Raw genomic sequence first — 18,540 nt, forward strand, 5'->3', positions numbered from 1 at the left:
ATGCAGATCCGTGTTCGTGGCATGGCCACAAACGAGGACCGGGAAGATCGGGCCGGAGTAGTGTTGTCTGAATCGCGGTTTTTCGGTATTCTTTGCAAACCTACCGCGTCCTAGACGCATCGACCCCGCACCTCCTGGTGCCAGCTTCTGCAGTACGGTGGCCGGCCAGCTTCGCTGGTGGTCCATCCTTCCATCCCATCGGGAACCACGTTCCCGGTGCGGCAACGGGTTCCCCATTTCCGCGAGAACCCACAATGCAAAACCCCACTGTCGTTATCGGCAAGATCCGTCCTGGCTGCAACCCGCGCAAGTACTTCGACGCTGCGGAAATGGCTGAACTGACCGAGTCCATTCGCGTGGATGGTGTCATCCAGCCAATCCTCATTCGTCCCATCGAGGACGAAGAGCACGGCCATGAGTACGAAGTCGTAGCCGGCGAACGCCGCTACCGCGCTGCTCTGGCCGCCCACGGCGACGGGTACGACATGCCTGTCAATATCAAGGTCCTAACGGACGCCGAAGCGCGTCGCTACGCACTCATTGAAAACGTGCAGCGCGCCGACATGGCGCCGTCGGAGGAGGCGGCATCGGCAGCTGAAATTGTCGGTCAACTGAAAGGCGACCGCGACGAAGCAGCCCGCCAGCTTGGCTGGTCGCGCTCCACGCTCGACAAGCGCCTGGCGCTGATGAACTGCAGCGAATCCGTTCTGGAGGCGCTCAACACGCGTACCATCCAGCTCGGTCACGCCGAACTCCTGGCCACGCTCGCCAAAGACAAGCAGGACAAGCTTCTGCCGGTCATCGTGAGCGAGAAAAAGCCGGTTGCGGAACTGAAGAAGACCATCGAGGCCGCCGCGTGCAGCCTTGAAGCGGCCATCTTCGACAAGACGGAGTGCGCGGCATGCCCGCACAATTCATCGTTGCAAACCGAGATGTTCGGCGAAGCCATTGCCACCGGCAATTGCACGAACCGTGCATGCTACGACGGGAAACTCGGCAAAAAGCTCGAAGGCATTGCCTATGGGCTGAAGGACGAGTATCCCATCGTGCGCATCATCCGCCCCGGTGACAACCATACCCGGATCCAGTTGAAGGTCGAGGGCCCGACTGGCGTCGGCGATGAACAGGCGAAAGCCTGCCACGCTTGCCAGAACTTCGGCGCGGCTGTCAGTGGCCTGCCCGATTCCATGGGTAAGGTCTACAGCGGCCAGTGCTTCGATACCGTCTGCAACCAGCAAAAGGTTGCTGCGCGTATCAAGGCCGAAAAGGATGCCACCAAGGCGCCTGCAGCCAAGCCGGCCGCAGGTGGCAAGGCGGCCCCTGCGAAGAAGGGCGACCAGTCCTCTACCGCGGCCGACAAGCCCGTGACGTCGATCAGCGAGGGTGAAAAGGTGAAGGCTTACCGTACCGCCCTCTGGCGCAAGGCCCTCCGCAAGGAAGTCGCGCAGAACGCCGACCAGGCGAACTCGTATCTCCTGGCGGTTGCCCTGAACGGGCTGGCGCGCAACATCGCCGGCGACGTGATGGGCAAGTTCTTCGAGAAGCTGACCGAGCAGAAGTCGTCGTCCTCGCTGCAGGGTTGCCTGACGGCCATCCACGCGTTGGATGAACAGAAGCGACAGCAGCTGACGATCGGCCTGACCGTGGCAGCCATCGATGGCGTGGAGGTGGGCAATCTCCGCGAACTGTGCCGATATCACAAGCTGGATCTGCGCAACCACTGGAATCTCCAGCAAGCGCAGGATTTTCTGGAAATGCTCACCAAGTCGGAAATGAAGGTTCTCGCCGACGAGTTGGGTATCCGCAAGGTGCTGGGCGATGGGTTCGCCAAGCTGTTCAACAAATCGAAGCCCGAAGTCATCGCCGGCCTGCTGGCGGTTGACGGCTTCGACTACACCGGCAAGGTGCCCAAGGTTCTGGGCTACTGATCCGCTCACCTATCCATCTGCAGAGGGCGCCAGTCGGCGCCCTCTGTCATTTCATTCCCCCAAAAGGATTCACCATGTTCACCCAATTGATCCCGCTCGTTCGCGCGAGCGACAAGGTCGTGCTCACGCTGACGATGCAAGGCGACACGATGTCCGTTGTTGTGATGCCCGTCATCAAAGACGCTGCTGACCCCGCACTGACCCGGCCTCTGATCCTGTCGGCTACGCCGGCGGAACTGGATGCCGAGTTTGCGGCGGCCGTCACCAGCGTAACCGAAGCTCATCGCTCGCTTGCCGAGCAGGCCGAGGCAACGAAGTCGATTCTCGATGCCGCCAAGTCCACGCAATCGTCAAAGGCGACGAAGGCACTGGCCAAGGCCGCGTCGCCCTCGACGTCCGACGCCACCAGCGATGCCGGTGACGATGACGAAGCAGAAAGCGGTGGCGGAGCGCAGACGACGGCTAATGCTGGCTCGAGCGCACCGGCTTCCACCGGTACCGACCTTGCTTCGCTGCTGTAAAGGAGAACTGCCATGGCACTCGAAGTTACGCAGCTCACCCGTGAGTTTTCCTACAACGGCATGACGTTACCTGATGTGGGCCCGCAGTTCTCGCCCGACCAGGTGCGCGATGTCTATTCTGCCCAGTACCCGGAGCTGACCACCGCCGCGGTGGACGGCCCGGAAGTGAAGGGCGGCATCGCTCGCTACACGTTCGTCCGCGCCGCTGGCGCCAAGGGCGCATATGCGCAAGTCTGACCTGATGAAAGCACTGGCCTCCGGCCAGTTCTCGTCCACTACGAAGCCGCCCGAGAGGGCGGTTGTTTTGCATTCTGAGGAGACTCAACAATGCTGTTCGACCCTCGGTCGTTTGTTACAGCGGTCGATGCAGGACAACCCGCATGGACGCCTGCGCGACAGCATCCCGTTGCCAAACGTCGACCTCCCCATGATTTTCTGACGCTCCCGGCCATCCCGGAGGCAACCCCCAGCCGTGCGCTTCTGACCTTCGGCGATGAAGTGGACGTCAAGGACCTCGTCGTCGAGCAGTTCAAAGCCGGCGTGCTTAAGGCCAGCCACGTCTCGAACGCGTCTGGTGCTGGCGACGCCTTCTCTCAGGCGTTCTATGGATGGCTTTCAACGCGCGTTCCCACGACGAAGGTGCTCAGTTTCGACTTCGCCCTGGTGGATCAGGCTGCTGTCGACGTTGAGATATCCGAATTCGGCTTCGACATGCAAGACCGCTCGTCGCTGTATCTCGGGATCCGGCTGGAAGAGGAGACCGTCTATACGCTCACCGCAGAGCGTGCCGACGCGTTGCGTCAACTCGATCCGTCGCTGGTGCACATGACGTTCCATCTGATCCGGGCGGCCGCTTGCAAATCGCTGCACGTTCGCACACCCGATGATTTGCTGGATATGTTTGGTCGATGGCATTGGGACTACGAGACGCTAACCGATGACGAAGAGGCGCGGGAGCACCTCAAGGAACGGTTTGGCGGCGACGATCCGGACATTGATCGGTATCTGCCTTCCGTGGTGCGGGCCGCGATCGCGCCTGATGAAGTACTTCCAAAGTGGCAGTGGGCGCGACCTGACTGGCCATTCACGCTACTGAGCCGCAGGAAGCTTCGACAGCTCGCGCGCCAGGGCCAGGATGACTGGCGCGGCGGATTCTGTAGCGCACTGGCGGACCTGGATCTGGCGTTGGAACGGATGGGAGATGCATCCCTCATGCGTAATGCACAGTGGGCAGAACCGGCGTACTCCGCTGCGACGATTGCCTACCAGCACAGCGACTACGTTGGCGAAGTGCTCGACGACCACTTCGAGTGCGCTAACAACGGCGGCTATGCCACGTATTTTCAATGCTTCATTCCGTTCGCTGACAAGCCCAAGTCCATCCGAGCCCAGTACAGCGCTCTGCACGAGACCCTCAAGCTGATCGCGCTACTGGATCGGGTTCTTGAACATTTCATTTGAAAGGAGGCCGTATGGCCGCAATCCTGACCGCTTCGCGGTCGCATGAGGTGGCCCTGCAGGGGGCCATTTTGCTTTATGGGACGGGACCGGGACAGTTTTCGTATGCAACGGCCCATCGCATCGAAGCGGAAGCCTCCGGGCGTCCGGTGATTGGCGCTGGCGTGCCACTGAACCGCATGGCCCTGATCCACGCAGTTCGCGAGGTAGCAGAGCATGCCCTTCCCAAGGGCGAGTTCCTGACACCCAACGTGCTGTCGATCAGTCCGAGTGCCGTGACGTGGTGGTGTCCAGCCACCCGACGTCGCGTGTTTTTCAAATGCAAGGAGTTGGGCGAGCGTAGCGCCATCGTTTCGCACCCGGCGTTGGTCTTCCAGGCGTCGCAATCCGGCTTCAAGGTTTTCGCCCTGAAAGGGGAGGAGCGCCCGGTACCGGAAAGCGCGCTGTTCGAGCCGCCTTACTTCAACACGTGGGACCACGGGAAGATCTGCATTGGCTCGGCACATGTGCCAAAGCAGATCGACGTGGCCTCGATTACCGGATGGGAAGACGGGTTCTTCAACTCAGCGTTCACCCATCCCAATCACGGCGGTAAGCGCGTCAAGTACAAGCGCGGCGCCTATGCCTTCTGGAAGGACATGCTGGACGGTCAGTTTCCCGACTTTCCCAAGCAAGTCCTCGTTCCCATGAAATTCACGCTGGCCGATCTGATCGCCGGCAGAAAGGAGTTGTAACCATGCATCCTGCTGACGCTGCTCTGCAGCAGTCTTTTCCGTCCGTGATGGTCCCGCGCTTCGGTGCGCTGGCCACCATGGAACACCCCGGCGAGCGTCTGCTCATTGCTGCCAACGGTGTCTTCCTCGAAATCGTGCGGCCCTGGCTGCGCGTCGTTCGTCGTCTCGGTGCCTTCCAGTTCCGCACGGCAATCCCCTATGGCGAGGTGGTGGAAGCCACCGAACTACGCTGCGGGCGAGTTCCAGATGACCTGATCGGCGAATTCGCCGCGATGGCACGCGCTGAGCATCCCAAGGAAACGGGCGCCTGGATCGTCTGGAATGCCGCAACAGGGGCATTCCGACTGGTCCCCGTGCGAATCCTGGACCACAGCAGCGGTCACCTGAATTACGACCGTCCGTCGCTTGAAACTGGCGAGGTCCTGGTGGTGGACTGCCATTCGCATGGTCGCCATGCCGCGGGGTTTTCGCCAACGGACAATGCCGATGACCAGCACGACGTGAAGTTCGCGTTCGTGATGGGCAATTGCGATGCCGCTGTGCCATCGCTCGCGTTGCGTCTCTGCGCCAAGGGAATCTTCGAGAACGTAGAGAGGGTTCCAAGCGAATGGCATGACGCGGTGCGAGAGGAGGTGCTGGCATGACCTTCGTCCATCGCATCCCCGCTGAGATGACCACCCGTGCATGGCAAGTAGCCGTTGTGGGCGCTGGCGGCACCGGCAGCGCCTTGCTACCTAACCTCGCGCGGCTTCATCATGCCATGCTGGAGCTAGGACACCCGGGCGGTATCGACTGCACGGTCTACGATGACGACACCGTCAGCGAGACCAATGTCGGCCGCCAGGGGTTCTACCCGGTTGATGTGGGCCAGCCCAAAGCGACGCTCATTGTGAATCGCCTGAACAACCTGATGGGTACGCGGTGGGACGCCGAGATACGTCGGATTGGGAATGACGACCGCTTTGACTGCGACCTGGTGATCGGTTGTGTCGACACGCGGAGCGCCCGCAAGGCGATCCTCGACGCGATGCAACGTGGCGAGGGTGGCTACTATCTCGACTGCGGTAACGAGTCGGACAGTGGGCAGGTGATCCTCGGCCAGGTCGGCGGCCCAGCCGCGGAACGGCTTCCCCATGTGGGAGACCTGTATCCGGAGCTGCTGGACCCGAAAGGGGACAAGGCGGACGCCGCGCCGTCCTGCTCGATGGCCGAGGCGCTGCAGAAGCAATCGCTTGTGATTAATCCGGTGATTGCGGTACAGGCGTACAACCTGCTGTGGACGTTGTTCCGCACCGGGACGCTGCAGTACTGCGGCGCATTCGTAAGTCTGGCCACAGGGCGCACCAGCCCGCTGCCGCTGGATCCGGTTGCCTGGGAGCGCTTCGGCTATAAGCTGAGCGCGACCAAAGCCCGTGCCAAACGCAAACCGCGACAATCCGTTTGAACAGCCGCTCCCCAAAAGGGAGTGGCTTTTTTCATTTGTGCGGTCCGTTTGACTGTTGCTGCCGTGCAAAGTCGCTGTTAATATTTCCGCACCTACCGCGTCTCAGACGCATCGACACTTCCGGTTGTATAGCCGGACAGCTTTTTTCTTCTCCCACCTACGGGCCTTCCTGCCCGTGGGCATGTTGGCCCTATTTTCATCGAGGCCATCATGTTCAAGCGCATCGTTTCGCTTTTCCTTTGCTCGGTCATCTTCACTGGCTGCGCTGTCCAGCAGACGTCTCCGAATGCCTATCGCAGTTCGGAAGCTCTGCGCACTGGTGCCGTCGAAGTCGTCACTGTCGTCCGTGTCCGCCAGGTCACGATCGTCGATAGCGATGGCTACACGTCGGCCAATAGCGGTGTCCCCGGTATCGTTGGGGCGGTCGTGGGTGGCCTGCTCGGTGCCCGTGTCATTGGCGGCGGCAATGGGCGTTACATTGCCGGCGCGATGTCCGGTACGGTGTCGGCCGTCGCAGCGCAAGCTGTGGCCAGCCACATGAACCGCCGCAACGGCCTGGAGGTCATTGTCCGCAAGGAAAATGGCAGCCAGATCGCCGTCACGCAGGATGCCGACCAGCAGTTCGTCACGGGGCAGCAGCTCTATCTCGTGGCGTCTGGTGGCGGTTACCGTCTGACGCGCTAATCGGGTTCCAGTCGGAGCCCCAGATTCCTTCACCTTCCCCGCACGGAGACCCCGTGCGGGGCTCCCTGCGTCCATCGGAGCAATTTATGCCGCCCCTGGCAGACGCACCTTCCAAATTCTCTCCTGTCCTCACCGAAGGCAAAACGGTTGACGAGGTTGTCCAACAGATCTATGCCAGCCTCCGTAGCACGGAGCTGGAGCCGGAATGGATCGATGCAGCCAACTTTCCGGGCGATGGCAACGAAGCCCTGTATGGCCCGAAACCGGATCGACCGTGGCCCGAACTCGGCCCACGCGATCGTCTCGCCGTCTATCTGCAGCGAGGGTTCTCTGAAGGCTGGATCGTCTATGTCGATCACATCGGCTATGCCGGTGAGGCGCCAAGCCGGACGACAGCCCTGCAGAAGCTCCTGGTCGGCAAAACGTTGTCCCAACAGCATGGCTGGGATCTCGTTCGCGCGATCAGCAAAATGCTCGATGTCACCTGACATCGCCGCGTGCTGGCCCGAGAGGGCTTGCCCAAGCCTCCGGGCTTCGGCAAGCCGTTTTCACCCGCGTCACTGACGCATCGACCCCGTCCGGCATCGCCGGACTACCAACCCAGCTGGGACAACCGTCCCGTTGGGGAAGGATGTCCCGTCCTTATCCAGGATATCCATGAAAATCCCCAAATCCTTTACCCGTCGACATCCGTCGACCAACACTGCGGCATGCCAGGCGATTCGTCGAGACGCTTGCCGCGTTTTGCGCCGTGTCGCCGGCGACATGGCGTTGCGCCCACGTGATTTCACGATCCGCGAGCATCGCCAGCGTCGTCGCGACGTCGACGTGTTCGCGTTGCACACCGACTCGTTGCTGATCGAGATCCAGCATCCTGCTGGCGCAGAAGGTGGTGTGCTCATGTCCTACCGGACATGCCGCGGCCGCAATGACCTCACCGGTGGCCGCGACAATGCAGTCAGCGTCGAATCACTGGCCAGCGAGCAAGGCTATGCCAACCTGGTTGCTACGCTCCGCGTGGTGGCCGGACGTCGCAGCTAGGAGGCCCGATGTCGACACTGATTAAAGTGACGTTTTCGGCGACATCCGGCGAGGAGGTCTCTGGGAAAGCGCAGATCGACCGCGCGCAGGGAATCGTTACGCTCCCCGCCCGGTTTTCGATTTCGATCGAACGCGCCAAAAGTGCCGGCGAACGCTTTGAGATCGTCGCGCATGACAATGGATACAAGTATCCGCTAGTGCATCAGGATGCCGATCGTTACGCACTTGCAACCACCGCCCGTCGCCGGGATGGCTTCTTGCATCAGGCTTGGCGGGCCATTACCGAGCCGCATAAGGACCAGCGCCAGCAGTATGGCCGGTTCGCGCATACCCTCTCGGCGGCGGCGCTGATCGGCTTCGCAGGCTACCTTAAGTCGATGCCAGCCTGGTCCTGGCACGCCGCATGGGAGCTCTTCTGCTTTTTCCTGTGCGCTGCGGTATTATTCGTTGTAGGCGCAGTCCTTTCCAAAGGAGATTAACCATGTTCGGTGTCGCACTTCTCGTCCTGACTGGCGCGATTTCCGCGTTCTTGCTTTGGGCAGACCGCAACGGTCGTCGTGTCCACAAGGACTGAAGCCAATCCCTTCTCAGGAGCCGATTCGTCGGCTCACCGCTTGAACGCATCCCTTGGGATGCGTTTTTTCTTTGTCACCCCACACGGGCGCCGTCCCGTCGGGACGTCTCCCCACCAAAGGAGTATCCCGATGAACCGTACCGTCTATGGCGCAGGCCTGGCCAGTCATCCCGCTGGCGTGCATCTGTGCGTCAGTGTCTATTCCACCAATCTTCGACCCGCGATCTCGCTGGTCTGCGCCGACGACGAAATGCCCTATGGCGTGCTGTCGGTGAACCTGCCGGACGCCAATCTCGCCGATGACGAGATTCTCGTTACGGGCGATTGGAACTTGCCGACCGATCTCAAGGCTGCCTTGCTTGAGACAGGCAAGTTTGTGCAAACCGGCCGGTGGAATCAGGTCGGCTTTGACCGCGGCGATGTGTGGCGCATTGCCGACGCCGAAATCCTTGCGGAGGTTGCGGCGGCACGAGTCGTTGCCAGTCGCGCCAAAGCTGCACCGCGTACTGCGTCCTTGGTCTGACCTTTCCCTTCACCTTCAACCCTTGCGGGCCCATCCCGCAAGGCGATGGGTCTTTAGGAGCTATCCATGCCCATCACCATCGACGGAACCGGCCTCGCCGGCTCGCCTGGCCTTCTGCGCATCGCGGTAGAGCTGTACGCGGTGAACGACCGCGCTGCGCTGTCGCTGATCGAATCGAAGACCGGCGACCTCTACGAGACCTTTACTAGCAACGTCCCCAGCGAAACGCTTGCGGACAATGAGGTGGTTGTCGGCCTGTGGCGCCTGCCAATGACCACAGTGGTGGCATTGCTCGATTCGGATTGCTTCGAACCGGTTCGCACGCTTGCCGTAGGCAGCGCCCGCGGTGCCGTCTGGCGCATCACTTCGAAGGAACTGTTGCAGGCGATTCACGACGCCAGAGCGGCAGAGCCGGCCTAACCGGTACCACCATTCCTTCCAACCCTCTCGGGGCATGTCCCCGAAGGGGCATGCTCCGTACTGGAGCCTTCCATGTATGTTATTCACATCGGCCAGCGTGCCGAGCATCGCACGACGCTCGCCGGCGTGCTGCAGTACCTGAACGACGATCGCGACGGCAAGGCCGTGCCGCGCGTCGAAGATATCGCAGTGCGCCATGTGGAACGTGGCGTGATTCCTGTCGAGCGACTTGCCAGCGGCAATTTTGCCGTGCGGCCGGCCGGTACCCGTCGGGCGATCCTTTCGATGATCCTCGATGAGGTCGATCAGTTCATCGTTCGTGTGGGCGGCAAGATCCTGCGTCCGCACGAGATGAGCCGGGCCGCGTGGGGCGCCGTGGTGGCCGCCGGCCGCCTGGCGTACTTTCCTGCTGAAGCCATCGACATGTCCCAGGACGATGCGGGACCGCTGTTCCACACGGTCGATCTCTTCGAGGAGCAGGGGCCTTTCGACATTGCCGACTTCGTTTGCGGCGAGTTCATCCGCCGGTTTGGCTATGGCACGAATGGCCCCCTGTACCACCCCGCTGCGAGTCCAAACTGCCGTCACGAAGTCCATGTGGCCTACGCGTTGATGCGTGGAGAGAAGGTACGCGACTGCCTCATCAACACCTATCGCGACAATCCTCACCATGCGCGTTCTGAGTTCTGGATGCGCTCGTTGATCGAAGTGCCAGCGCTGCGCGGGGCCTTGTCGCCCAGCGTGCTGCAAGCGCTCTGCCAGACAATGCGTGGCGAGAAGCTGGAGATCACGACGCACAACGTTGGCAAGTTGATCGCTGCGCTGCGCAATGTTCCGAGTGACGGAACCTATGTGCATGTCGATGACGCCCTCTTCGCGGCGGGAATCTTAAGCCCGCTGACTTTGCCCACAGCGCGGCCCCTTGAAGGCGGCGATGCCAGGCCTGTCACCCGGCTTGCGGCCAGGATCCACCGTCTGATCAGCGAGCGGCAATACCAGCAAGCCGTGCAGAAGGCGACCGAAGAGCGCGAAGGGCGAAGGATCAGCCAGCGCGAGTTTGATCGCCAGACCAGGGCGGCGGCGGCCTACCGCGCCGGCTATGGATTCGACTGGGCAAACCGCGTTGCGCTGGCAGTCATGGAGCGCAATGTCGCGGCGGTGCTTCACATCTTCGATGGCCCCAAAGACTGGAACACCGACTCCAAGCGCGCGCTGCGTGACGAAATCGGTGTCGACGTCTTGCAATGCACAGCGGCCGAACGTCGCCGGCGCCTGTTCGAGCTCTGCGGATTCTCCGAAGCAGAGCAGGCACAGTGGGAAGCGAACGATGCTATCGACAAAGCACGCAAGCGGGCGGAACGTCAGGTTGCCGATGCGAAGTCGCTGGCCGAAAGCACGACCTACCGACTCGAGACCGGGCAGACTATGAACGGACGCGAGTACGTGGACTTTTGCATCGATGCGGGCTTCTCTCAGCTCATCGACGAGCGGCGCGGCAACGTCACGCGATACCGTATCTATGATCCGGTGAAGCGCGTGTCGCGGCCGTTGCGTGCAAAGGACGGCACGCTCGATTATGCGCGGGCACGCCTCACGAACGCCGTACCTGCGTTTGCTTAACCGTCACCCCCGGCCATGTTGGCTGGGGGCTTTTCTTGAAACAGCTATGCAAATGCCGAGCATTCAGCGGCTGCGCTGCGCCGCTTTCGCGATAGCCTTATCGGCACCGACAAAGCTCTGTTTGCACTGAAAGCCGTTCAGTCCAAACCGAGTTTTACCCGCGTCATCGACGCATCGACCCCAAACGCCGGCATGCCGGCCATCTCTTGAAACCGCCCACAGGGACCGCTCCCTGATGGACGGCTCCGTGGGTCTCTCTGTGATTCCCATGCATACCATCTTGCAGTAGCCACCCGGCGCGTTGTCATTCGTCGCCGCTGGCGGTGATGGCAAGCGTCCTACCTCGAACGCGCCCATGCGCGGTCGTCATTCTCATCTTCCCTTCTTTTCATTCCCGATCCTCAGCGCAGGCTGTCGGTCGCGCTTTCCATACTAGGAGCATTTCCATGTCCCATCTCGTTCAAACCATGGCTTACGCCGGCGCAACTCCCTGGCATGGCCTCGGAAACCATCTGGCCGAGCATCAGCCGCTCGAAGTCTGGGCAGAAGCCGCCGGCATGAACTGGCGCATCGAGGAGACCAACGTGATGTACCGCGTTGGCTCCCATGATCTCGACCCGATCAAATCGTTCCCCGAGCAGAAGGTGCTGTACCGCTCCGACAACGGCAAGCCGCTGTCGACGGTGTCCCAGCGGTACCAGGTTGTGCAACCCGCCGAAATCCTTGAGTTCTACCGCGACCTTGTTCAGGTAGGCGGCTATCAGCTCGAGACGGCCGGTGTATTGAAAGAGGGCCGCAAGCTGTGGGCGCTCGCTCGCACGGGGCAGTCGGCGATGCTCAAGGGCGGCGACGAAGTCCGTGGTTACCTGCTGCTCGCGACGGCGTGCGATGGCACGCTCGCGACCACGGCGCAGTTCACCTCTGTCCGCGTGGTGTGCAACAACACCCTGCAGATCGCCCTGGGCAGGAATCGTGGTGCGGTGAAGGTGCCGCATCGGAGCCAGTTCGACCCGCGCGCCGTTAAGGAGGAGCTCGGCATTGCCATCTCGTCGTGGGACAGCTTCCTGGCCAACATCCATAGCCTCGCAGACCGTAAGGTCAGCCAGGCCGAGTCGGAGCGGTTCCTCCAGCGGCTGTTCACCTATTCGTGGGCCAAGGATGATGCGTACGCGCCCGCGAGGATGAACGAGCGTGGTTTGAAATCCGTGCTCAACCTCTTCGATGGAGCAGGTCGTGGCGCAGCGCTGGAATCAGCTTCGGGCACCGCCTGGGGCTTAGTGAACAGTGTCACCGAGTACGTGGACCATCAAAAGCGTGCACGCTCTTCAGGTAACCGTCTGGATTCGGCGTGGTTCGGTGCCGGCGCAACGCTCAAGCAGCGCGCATGGGACGCAGCCCTTGAGCTCGCGGAACTTGCCTAAGCGATCGACGTCGAGCGATTCTTCTATTCACCTTCAAGCGATCCCCTCCAGTGCCGTTGTCTTGTACTGGAGTGGTCGTTTCAGGTCTTAAAGCCCCGGCACAGCCCGGGGCTTTTTTCTTTTACTCGTTGCCATGTTCCATATTGATTTCTACTCACGATATCCGCGTTGGCTTTTTCGCGGAGACGATGCCGCGATTGCCAGGCTACGGGGCGAATACGTTTGCCGTAGCACGGCGGGGAACAGGGTGCAGCGAGTACGGGAGCGACTCGTGCACCAAACCGTTGAGATCTCCAGCCTGGAGAAGGACCAGTTCTCAGGCCTCTACACCGCGTGGCTCGTCGAGGCCCGCGATCGCCTGACGTCCCTCAGCTACGACACCTGGATGGACCTGCGATTCCAGCAGAACCAGGGTACTTCCGCGACCTTCAGTCAGGGCGCAGTTGTCTTTGACCTGATACATGGAGTGCTTTACGAAGTCAGAGGCAAAGACCGCCTCCGCCGCATCTTCCGTGTACAGTTGGATGGAAACTTTCCCTATCTGTCGTTCAGGGATCCCGGAAACGCGATTGATTTTCCGTGGATCACATTCCCTGGTGTTTTCACGCAAGCAGAATTGATGACGCTGCGGCGTGTGCATTAAGCAAGAAGGCCCGACAACAGTGTTGTCGGGCCTTTTGCTTTTGAAAGAAGGGTCTCAGACCGCCGCTTTCGCCATTTTTGAAAGGAACATGTTCCTCAAGGACTCGGGCTGGGGGTCTCTGTCTCGTCGATACGGATCGAGGAGGCCCCCTCGTTGGAGGGGGATGGTGGCACATAGCCCACCGCAGGTACCCGCGTAATGGAGCTGCCCTCGAGCGTCACGTTTTCACCGAGACGGATGGTGCCCGCATAGAAGATGCGACCGATCACCCGCCCGTTGATCCTGAGGGAGGCACGGCTCTTGACGTCGCCTTCAACGGTCCCGTCGATGATGATGTGCTCACCCTCAACGTCCCCGTGCACGACACCCCCACGGCCGATATGGAGAAGGCCGTGGGTCGCTCTGACGTTGCCGGTAACGAGGGCAAGGCAGGTGAAGCCGTCCTCGGATACGAGGTCGCCGTGAATGCTCATGCCGGCGCGCAGGACGCTGAAAGTTGGAGTACTGGTCATTGGCGCTCTTAGAACAATTTGATATCGCGGGCGGAGGCGGGCTGCTGCGAGACAGCAGGGCGGGGGCTCTGCGCAGGCCCAATGGGCGCAGCGGCCTTTGCCGGCGCGGAACTCGACGCGGCAGCGGCCTTTGGCGGGGGCGAGGACACCTTAGGCGGCTCCTGCGGGGGTAACGTGATTTTCGCGGTGTCGGCAGCGGACGCTGGCGTCGCAGTGGCGGATCTAGGCACAGCGGCGGCCGCGCTGGCCGCGTCAGTGCGCACTGGCCACTCGTGCGGTGCGGAGCTCGACTGCGCATCGATGGGCGCAGCGGGCGTCGGTTCGGGCGCGCTCACGACTGCCGAAGGTTGCGCATTCTGGCCACGGGCGTCGCGCTTGCCCATCGAGCTACCGATGAGAAACATCGCGGCCGCGCCGACCGCGAATACGACGGCCCACAGGGCTCGCGGCGTTACGGACTTGCCACCGCCGGTAGAGGCAGAGATGCCATCAGCGCCAGAGGCGCTCGTCCCGTTGCCCAGTCGAAACTGCGAGGGCGCCGTGCGGGCCGGCGAGTGCGAAATGTCGATGGTCAGGGTGGGTTGGGCGTACTGAGCATGCAATTGCTCGATCTCGCGCATGTCCATGGGTCTAGTTCCGGGGAGAGTTGAGGAGGGTGCCATCCGGAGCGAACCTGTCGGTGTCCGGTATGCACAGTTGCTGGATGGCTTTGATTCGTTTGGCGGCGACCGCGGTGGTGTTCTCACGCGCCTCAGCGGGGATGGATTCGCAGTTCACGCCGTAGAGGGTCTCGGCAAATAGCCTGTCGTACTGCATGAGCAAGCGAAGCAGGCGGCCGGCAAAAGAGTGCGAGACCTGGACTTCCCGGCTCTCGTAGAACAGTGGAATCTCGACCTGGTCCTTGCTGCCAATCCACTCCAATGCCTTGGCGTACCATCCCTCTGCATCTCGAAACGCCTCATCGAGCGCCTTGACCTTCCCGCCGCGCGCGACGACAAACTTGGACGAGCAATAGTAAAAATGCGCGTCCAAGAAGTCGCGAGCGAACTTGGAGCAGTATTCGTGTTGGGTGGCGGACGCCGTTGCCGGTGTTAGTCGGCTAAGGCGTTCCTCGCTGTTCAGGCGCTCAATGGGCCTGAGCCCGGTGATGGGCTTCTTGGGTGGATCTTGTTCGGCCATTTGTCCATGTCTTTGGATGCTCTCTCAATCGAAATTGTCGGACAAGAACGGACGCCACATGACTTTGAAAGCTACGCGAAATAGGCGAGCATTCGCCAGTTTTGAAAGAAAGTCCTGTGCCACAATGCTTTCACACCTAGCGTCATTGACGCATCGACTCTGACTCCTGGCGAGTCCATCTCTTTGTTCAAGTCGTGCATTTGCGCACGCGCCGACTGGTTGGCTACCAGTGTGGATATCTCTTGTGCTAAGTGTTTTCGCCGAACACTTCCCCTCATCAGCTCGTAATACGCGTTCCTCGCTGTGCCTTCTCATGAGTGCACGCTGGGACACCGTTCGAGCCTGGGACCATGTGGAGCTCTCTCAAAGGCCCCTCCTAGGCAGAACGGCAGACGTCGAGCCGATCCGTGAACCTGCGGCCGAACCTGTGGGTTCGCGAAAAGGGTTGTTGTGCAGCGTGACCATGCTGCACGAGGGCGACTTTACGTCCTCAACATAGAGCCGCGCGCATTAGTGCGCCGCTCCCTGAGTGCCACGCCCCCGGAAGGGGCGTGGCAGTTCGGGTTCCTGCCATCAAAGCTCGCTGCCGGCGCAAACCGGGGCGGGCTTTTTTTGTTTCTGGATGAGAGACCTCGATTCCAGGAGCAATTCATGCACCACCAGAACGCCGAGATTTCCGCCGCCATCGCGGCCACGCTGGATCTGCGCCGTCCCGAATACCGGGACATGCCGCAGGCCTGGCGCTCCCTTTGTGAGGCGGCATATGTCGCCAGTCTTCCGGAAGCCGCACGCGCGGACTTCCTTAATCGCGTAACGACCCAGCGCGGGGCCGACACAGCCCTGCGCCTTCGGGAGCATGCTGCGTCCATCCGGGCAAAAGTCGTTCAATTCCTGGACAGGAGAAACGCATGCATGCACCCATCACCTACAGCGAGCCCGGCGGACGCCGAAGCCTGCTAGAAGAGCGGCCCATGCGGCCGCCCATCATTGGCAAAATCCGGCCCGGCATCAAAGTCCTGACGAAGGCTGCCCGGGACCGAGAACAGGCCGTAAAGATCCACGATGCGCTTCTTGCCCGCGGCGAGAGTTTCGAGCGCATTGGTGCCGAGATCACCCGTGCGACCGGCATCAAAACACCCTTGGTTCCCAAAAACGTCCCGTGGTTCACCTGCCGCGGCTCCGACTTCGCCAACCCTGCCGTGGCCGACAATATTGTCCAGCGCTACGGTGAGGATCGTGGCGATGGCAATGGACACCGCCTCTGGCGATTCCCCGTTGTCTTCGCGTTTGACGATTGGCTGAGCAACATGCCGAACCAACTCGTGTCGTGGACTAAAAGCGGTCGGCAATTCTTCTCCGAGTACGGTCCCGACGGCATGCGCTACTGCAAGATGTACGCGCCGGCAGTTCGTGATGAGCGGGCCAACCGGGCGAAGCGCGCTTGGGGCGGACGCAAGATCATCCTGCGCCAGGACGAAGCGATTCCGGACGGCATCTGCGACCCTCAAGAATGTCCGCAGTATCAGACTGGTCATTGCAGCCTCTCGGCCAGCTTCTTCTTCGCGATCCCGCATATCTCTGGCCTCGGCCTCATCGAAATGCCAACCACGTCCATTTACGTTTTGCAGAAGGCGCATGCCGCCATGCAAACCGTAGCGATGGCCCGCGGCGGCAGGCTCGTCGGCGTCAAGTTCTGGATGTCCAAGCAGGAGATCGAGATCAGTCGTATTGACGACACCGGCATGCCGGTGCGCCAGATGCAATGGCTCATCACCCTGGATGCCGAAATCGATATTGCGGCGTTGCTCGATGGCTCGGACCGGCGCCCGCCGGCTCTAGAGTTGGCGGAACAGGCGGTCGCTATGCTCGAAGGAGACGGTGAAGTTCCTCTGCACGTCGATGCCGGTGCCACTGATGACCCGCACGTCGGATCGTCGGAGGTTGGTGTCGATCAGCCCCCTGGGCCGGCGCTCGCAACCGGTACGGAATCGGGTAACCAGGACCTGGAGAGCGAGTATCTCGATCTTGTGCAGCGTCTTGGGCTCAATAGCGAGGATGGCACCCGACAACTGAAGGCCTTCGCAACGGCGACCTTTGGGCGCGGTTGGTCCAAGCGCGATCAGGATGTGCAACGGTTCTTGGATGAACTGCGCACCGCCCTGGGTAATCCGATGGCTTTCCGCGAGCAGGTGGCGGCCATCGCTGCTGACGTCGCTACGTAACATCGCCAGCCTTGTGCCGGCAGTTGAGGGAAGCCTATGGGCTTCCCTTTTTCCTTCTTGCCGCATGCCGGCACATTCCCTTGGAGGTTCCATGATGCTCAACGAAGGCGAAAGCCTGCTTGCAGCGCATTTCTCTGATTTGCACTATTCACCCGGCCACTTGGCGGAGGCGGATCGTTGTTTTGGCTTTGCGGTAGAGGACGCGATCGCAAGTCGCTGCCATGTAGCCGTCGTATCGGGTGACTCGACGGATCACAGGCTTGATGCGCACACGCCGGCGCTCTCTGCGCTGGCACGGCGGGTCCACCAGTTGTCTGCCCACATGCCTGTCCTAATGTTGCAGGGCACTTTTAGCCACGAACCGCCCGGCACGCTGGATCTGTTTCGACTGATCGGTGCAAGTCGCCCCGTGTACGTCGCGGATCGGATTCACCAGGTCGCACTCATTGGCGAGGCGTTCTTTCCGAGCGATGGCGCGATTTTCAGCCATGCGGAAATGGACCGCCTGCTGACGCTGCACGGTTTGCCGGAAGTCGTCTTCACCTGCGTGCCGACGGTCAACAAGGCCGTCTTGGCGGCCGCTGCCGGCGTGGCGAACGCTGCGACGGCGGTTGGCGACCACCTGGCTGACTATCTGGCGGCTGCAGGCGCGATGAACCGTCAATGGCGGTCGCGTGGCGTCCGTACCATTGGTGTTTCGCACGGTACCGTCAACGGCTGTCAGACGGAGCACGGCGTGCCGATGGCCGGACTCGACCATGAGTTCACCATTGGCGCGCTGTTCGATGCTAACTGCGATGGGTTCATGCTCGGTCATATTCATCGTGCCCAGCAGTGGGAACGTGAGGGCAGGGTGGTTGCCTATCCCGGCTCAATCGGACGGTTCCATTACGGCGAGATCGGCGCGAAAGGCTATCTGCAATGGCGGGTTGCACCGGGGGAGGCTACAGCTTCCCAAGTGCAAACGCCGGCGAGCGAGACCGTATGCATCGACTTCGACGGTCCACCGGACATGGCGAAGCTTGCCGAGACGGCCGTCGACGCTGCCCACAAGTTCGTGCGTGTCCGCTGGACGGTCAACGAGGAGCATCGCCAGTTAGTGGATCGCGACGCCATCGAGGCGCTCTTTGGCGCCAGTGCGGAGGTCAAGCTCGAAGCGCGCGTGCTGCCTGCGGTTCGCAGCCGCGCCGAAGGCATCAGCCGGGCCGCAACATTGTCCGAGAAGCTGGGGCGATGGTGCGAGTTGACCGGCACCGATGCAAATCCGTTGCTGGACAGTCTGTCGATGCTGCAGAACCTCGATGCACAGGCGATCGCCGATCAAGTGCTCACAGGCCTTGCTGAGACGCCAAACGCCATTCCCGCTACGCAGGAGGTGCAGGCTGTGGAAGCTGCTGCGCTGCCCTTCATTGCGAAACTGGGGGAGTTGGAACTGGATGAAGATGTTCCCGCGCCCGATGCGACACCTGCTGTCTCGGTAACGGGACCTGCACCACCCATCGCGACCGCGGCCACGCCGATGAATTGGCTGACCGACGATCTTTTTGCGTAGCGATACGCCAATCCCTAGAACATTGCGAAAGCCATGTTCCGACAGCCTTCGAGGTTGTCGAAAA

Annotated in this window: 22 protein-coding genes; 19 read left to right on the plus strand and 3 right to left on the minus strand. The window is 61.3% G+C overall.

Features of this window, described 5'->3' with window-relative positions; translation table 11 throughout:
- The first annotated feature begins 254 nt into the window (after nucleotides 1-254).
- The 16 genes from AC3G88_RS21800 (at nucleotide 255) to AC3G88_RS21875 (ending at nucleotide 13,011) form a co-directional block, all read left to right on the plus strand.
- Nucleotides 255-1,928: a PRTRC system ParB family protein gene (locus AC3G88_RS21800; RefSeq protein ID WP_488893944.1), complete on the plus strand. Its 1,674-nt coding sequence runs from the start codon at nucleotides 255-257 to the stop codon at nucleotides 1,926-1,928.
- A gap of 74 nt (nucleotides 1,929-2,002) precedes the next feature.
- A complete protein-coding gene (locus AC3G88_RS21805; RefSeq protein WP_488893945.1) occupies nucleotides 2,003-2,449 on the plus strand; it encodes a PRTRC system protein E in 447 nt (148 codons plus the stop codon).
- A gap of 12 nt (nucleotides 2,450-2,461) precedes the next feature.
- Nucleotides 2,462-2,686, plus strand: coding sequence for a PRTRC system protein C (locus AC3G88_RS21810; RefSeq protein ID WP_008645396.1), 225 nt, complete (start codon nucleotides 2,462-2,464; stop codon nucleotides 2,684-2,686).
- A gap of 90 nt (nucleotides 2,687-2,776) precedes the next feature.
- Nucleotides 2,777-3,910, plus strand: a complete 1,134-nt coding sequence (locus tag AC3G88_RS21815) for a PRTRC system protein F (RefSeq protein ID WP_488893946.1) — start codon at nucleotides 2,777-2,779, stop codon at nucleotides 3,908-3,910.
- A gap of 11 nt (nucleotides 3,911-3,921) precedes the next feature.
- Complete coding sequence (locus tag AC3G88_RS21820) at nucleotides 3,922-4,641, plus strand: PRTRC system protein B (protein ID WP_488893947.1); 720 nt, start codon at nucleotides 3,922-3,924, stop codon at nucleotides 4,639-4,641.
- A 2-nt stretch (nucleotides 4,642-4,643) separates the two neighbouring features.
- Nucleotides 4,644-5,285: a PRTRC system protein A gene (locus AC3G88_RS21825; protein WP_488893948.1), complete on the plus strand. Its 642-nt coding sequence runs from the start codon at nucleotides 4,644-4,646 to the stop codon at nucleotides 5,283-5,285.
- Nucleotides 5,282-6,085: a PRTRC system ThiF family protein gene (locus tag AC3G88_RS21830; protein ID WP_488893949.1), complete on the plus strand. Its 804-nt coding sequence runs from the start codon at nucleotides 5,282-5,284 to the stop codon at nucleotides 6,083-6,085. Before AC3G88_RS21825 ends, AC3G88_RS21830 begins: the two co-directional genes overlap by 4 nt.
- A gap of 210 nt (nucleotides 6,086-6,295) precedes the next feature.
- The gene (locus tag AC3G88_RS21835) at nucleotides 6,296-6,769 is read left to right on the plus strand and encodes an outer membrane lipoprotein (RefSeq protein ID WP_488893950.1); all 474 of its coding nucleotides are present in this window, start codon (nucleotides 6,296-6,298) and stop codon (nucleotides 6,767-6,769) included.
- A gap of 86 nt (nucleotides 6,770-6,855) precedes the next feature.
- Entirely contained in the window at nucleotides 6,856-7,257 is a 402-nt protein-coding gene (locus AC3G88_RS21840) for a hypothetical protein (RefSeq protein WP_488893951.1), read from the plus strand.
- A 169-nt stretch (nucleotides 7,258-7,426) separates the two neighbouring features.
- Nucleotides 7,427-7,810: a hypothetical protein gene (locus tag AC3G88_RS21845; RefSeq protein WP_066732847.1), complete on the plus strand. Its 384-nt coding sequence runs from the start codon at nucleotides 7,427-7,429 to the stop codon at nucleotides 7,808-7,810.
- 8 nt (nucleotides 7,811-7,818) lie between these two features.
- On the plus strand, nucleotides 7,819-8,289 hold the full coding sequence (locus tag AC3G88_RS21850) for a beta clamp domain-containing protein (protein ID WP_066732845.1): 471 nt from the start codon (nucleotides 7,819-7,821) through the stop codon (nucleotides 8,287-8,289).
- Between the two features lie 225 nt (nucleotides 8,290-8,514).
- Entirely contained in the window at nucleotides 8,515-8,907 is a 393-nt protein-coding gene (locus AC3G88_RS21855) for a hypothetical protein (RefSeq protein ID WP_488893952.1), read from the plus strand.
- 66 nt (nucleotides 8,908-8,973) lie between these two features.
- Nucleotides 8,974-9,327, plus strand: a complete 354-nt coding sequence (locus AC3G88_RS21860; protein WP_488893953.1) for a hypothetical protein — start codon at nucleotides 8,974-8,976, stop codon at nucleotides 9,325-9,327.
- 72 nt (nucleotides 9,328-9,399) lie between these two features.
- Nucleotides 9,400-10,947: a hypothetical protein gene (locus AC3G88_RS21865; protein ID WP_488893954.1), complete on the plus strand. Its 1,548-nt coding sequence runs from the start codon at nucleotides 9,400-9,402 to the stop codon at nucleotides 10,945-10,947.
- A 446-nt stretch (nucleotides 10,948-11,393) separates the two neighbouring features.
- Nucleotides 11,394-12,368, plus strand: coding sequence for a DUF932 domain-containing protein (locus AC3G88_RS21870; protein ID WP_488893955.1), 975 nt, complete (start codon nucleotides 11,394-11,396; stop codon nucleotides 12,366-12,368).
- Between the two features lie 271 nt (nucleotides 12,369-12,639).
- Nucleotides 12,640-13,011, plus strand: coding sequence for a hypothetical protein (locus AC3G88_RS21875; protein WP_488893956.1), 372 nt, complete (start codon nucleotides 12,640-12,642; stop codon nucleotides 13,009-13,011).
- A 95-nt stretch (nucleotides 13,012-13,106) separates the two neighbouring features.
- Here the strand turns inward: AC3G88_RS21875 and AC3G88_RS21880 are convergent, their stop codons facing one another.
- The 3 genes from AC3G88_RS21880 to AC3G88_RS21890 are packed head-to-tail and all read right to left on the minus strand — an operon-like array spanning nucleotide 13,107 to nucleotide 14,702.
- A complete protein-coding gene (locus AC3G88_RS21880) occupies nucleotides 13,107-13,523 on the minus strand; it encodes a bactofilin family protein (RefSeq protein WP_488893957.1) in 417 nt (138 codons plus the stop codon).
- Nucleotides 13,524-13,531: 8 nt separating this feature from the next.
- Complete coding sequence (locus AC3G88_RS21885) at nucleotides 13,532-14,149, minus strand: hypothetical protein (RefSeq protein ID WP_488893958.1); 618 nt, start codon at nucleotides 14,147-14,149, stop codon at nucleotides 13,532-13,534.
- Nucleotides 14,150-14,153: 4 nt separating this feature from the next.
- A complete protein-coding gene (locus AC3G88_RS21890; protein ID WP_066732830.1) occupies nucleotides 14,154-14,702 on the minus strand; it encodes a hypothetical protein in 549 nt (182 codons plus the stop codon).
- Nucleotides 14,703-15,353: 651 nt separating this feature from the next.
- On the opposite strand from AC3G88_RS21890, the gene AC3G88_RS21895 reads away from it, so the two are divergent.
- The 3 genes from AC3G88_RS21895 to AC3G88_RS21905 all read left to right on the plus strand — a co-directional run bounded on the left by AC3G88_RS21895 (nucleotide 15,354) and on the right by AC3G88_RS21905 (nucleotide 18,476).
- Nucleotides 15,354-15,662, plus strand: coding sequence for a DUF7696 family protein (locus tag AC3G88_RS21895; protein ID WP_488893959.1), 309 nt, complete (start codon nucleotides 15,354-15,356; stop codon nucleotides 15,660-15,662).
- Nucleotides 15,611-16,924, plus strand: coding sequence for a recombination directionality factor (locus AC3G88_RS21900; RefSeq protein ID WP_488893960.1), 1,314 nt, complete (start codon nucleotides 15,611-15,613; stop codon nucleotides 16,922-16,924). Before AC3G88_RS21895 ends, AC3G88_RS21900 begins: the two co-directional genes overlap by 52 nt.
- Nucleotides 16,925-17,018: 94 nt before the next feature.
- Nucleotides 17,019-18,476: a metallophosphoesterase family protein gene (locus AC3G88_RS21905; protein ID WP_488893975.1), complete on the plus strand. Its 1,458-nt coding sequence runs from the start codon at nucleotides 17,019-17,021 to the stop codon at nucleotides 18,474-18,476.
- Nucleotides 18,477-18,540 lie beyond the last annotated feature (64 nt).

It is taken from the genome of Cupriavidus sp. 86D6 (genome assembly GCF_057815095.1).

What these genes read in the sequence shown, in the direction of transcription:
- AC3G88_RS21800 (WP_488893944.1), top strand. Translation starts at nt 255, where the DNA reads ATGCAAAACCCCACTGTCGTTATCGGCAAGATCCGTCCTGGCTGCAAC.
- AC3G88_RS21805 (WP_488893945.1), top strand. Translation starts at nt 2,003, where the DNA reads ATGTTCACCCAATTGATCCCGCTCGTTCGCGCGAGCGACAAGGTCGTG.
- AC3G88_RS21810 (WP_008645396.1), top strand. Translation starts at nt 2,462, where the DNA reads ATGGCACTCGAAGTTACGCAGCTCACCCGTGAGTTTTCCTACAACGGC.
- AC3G88_RS21815 (WP_488893946.1), top strand. Translation starts at nt 2,777, where the DNA reads ATGCTGTTCGACCCTCGGTCGTTTGTTACAGCGGTCGATGCAGGACAA.
- AC3G88_RS21820 (WP_488893947.1), top strand. Translation starts at nt 3,922, where the DNA reads ATGGCCGCAATCCTGACCGCTTCGCGGTCGCATGAGGTGGCCCTGCAG.
- AC3G88_RS21825 (WP_488893948.1), top strand. Translation starts at nt 4,644, where the DNA reads ATGCATCCTGCTGACGCTGCTCTGCAGCAGTCTTTTCCGTCCGTGATG.
- AC3G88_RS21830 (WP_488893949.1), top strand. Translation starts at nt 5,282, where the DNA reads ATGACCTTCGTCCATCGCATCCCCGCTGAGATGACCACCCGTGCATGG.
- AC3G88_RS21835 (WP_488893950.1), top strand. Translation starts at nt 6,296, where the DNA reads ATGTTCAAGCGCATCGTTTCGCTTTTCCTTTGCTCGGTCATCTTCACT.
- AC3G88_RS21840 (WP_488893951.1), top strand. Translation starts at nt 6,856, where the DNA reads ATGCCGCCCCTGGCAGACGCACCTTCCAAATTCTCTCCTGTCCTCACC.
- AC3G88_RS21845 (WP_066732847.1), top strand. Translation starts at nt 7,427, where the DNA reads ATGAAAATCCCCAAATCCTTTACCCGTCGACATCCGTCGACCAACACT.
- AC3G88_RS21850 (WP_066732845.1), top strand. Translation starts at nt 7,819, where the DNA reads ATGTCGACACTGATTAAAGTGACGTTTTCGGCGACATCCGGCGAGGAG.
- AC3G88_RS21855 (WP_488893952.1), top strand. Translation starts at nt 8,515, where the DNA reads ATGAACCGTACCGTCTATGGCGCAGGCCTGGCCAGTCATCCCGCTGGC.
- AC3G88_RS21860 (WP_488893953.1), top strand. Translation starts at nt 8,974, where the DNA reads ATGCCCATCACCATCGACGGAACCGGCCTCGCCGGCTCGCCTGGCCTT.
- AC3G88_RS21865 (WP_488893954.1), top strand. Translation starts at nt 9,400, where the DNA reads ATGTATGTTATTCACATCGGCCAGCGTGCCGAGCATCGCACGACGCTC.
- AC3G88_RS21870 (WP_488893955.1), top strand. Translation starts at nt 11,394, where the DNA reads ATGTCCCATCTCGTTCAAACCATGGCTTACGCCGGCGCAACTCCCTGG.
- AC3G88_RS21880 (WP_488893957.1), bottom strand. Translation starts at nt 13,523, where the DNA reads ATGACCAGTACTCCAACTTTCAGCGTCCTGCGCGCCGGCATGAGCATT.
- AC3G88_RS21885 (WP_488893958.1), bottom strand. Translation starts at nt 14,149, where the DNA reads ATGGACATGCGCGAGATCGAGCAATTGCATGCTCAGTACGCCCAACCC.
- AC3G88_RS21890 (WP_066732830.1), bottom strand. Translation starts at nt 14,702, where the DNA reads ATGGCCGAACAAGATCCACCCAAGAAGCCCATCACCGGGCTCAGGCCC.
- AC3G88_RS21895 (WP_488893959.1), top strand. Translation starts at nt 15,354, where the DNA reads ATGCACCACCAGAACGCCGAGATTTCCGCCGCCATCGCGGCCACGCTG.
- AC3G88_RS21900 (WP_488893960.1), top strand. Translation starts at nt 15,611, where the DNA reads ATGCATGCACCCATCACCTACAGCGAGCCCGGCGGACGCCGAAGCCTG.
- AC3G88_RS21905 (WP_488893975.1), top strand. Translation starts at nt 17,019, where the DNA reads ATGCTCAACGAAGGCGAAAGCCTGCTTGCAGCGCATTTCTCTGATTTG.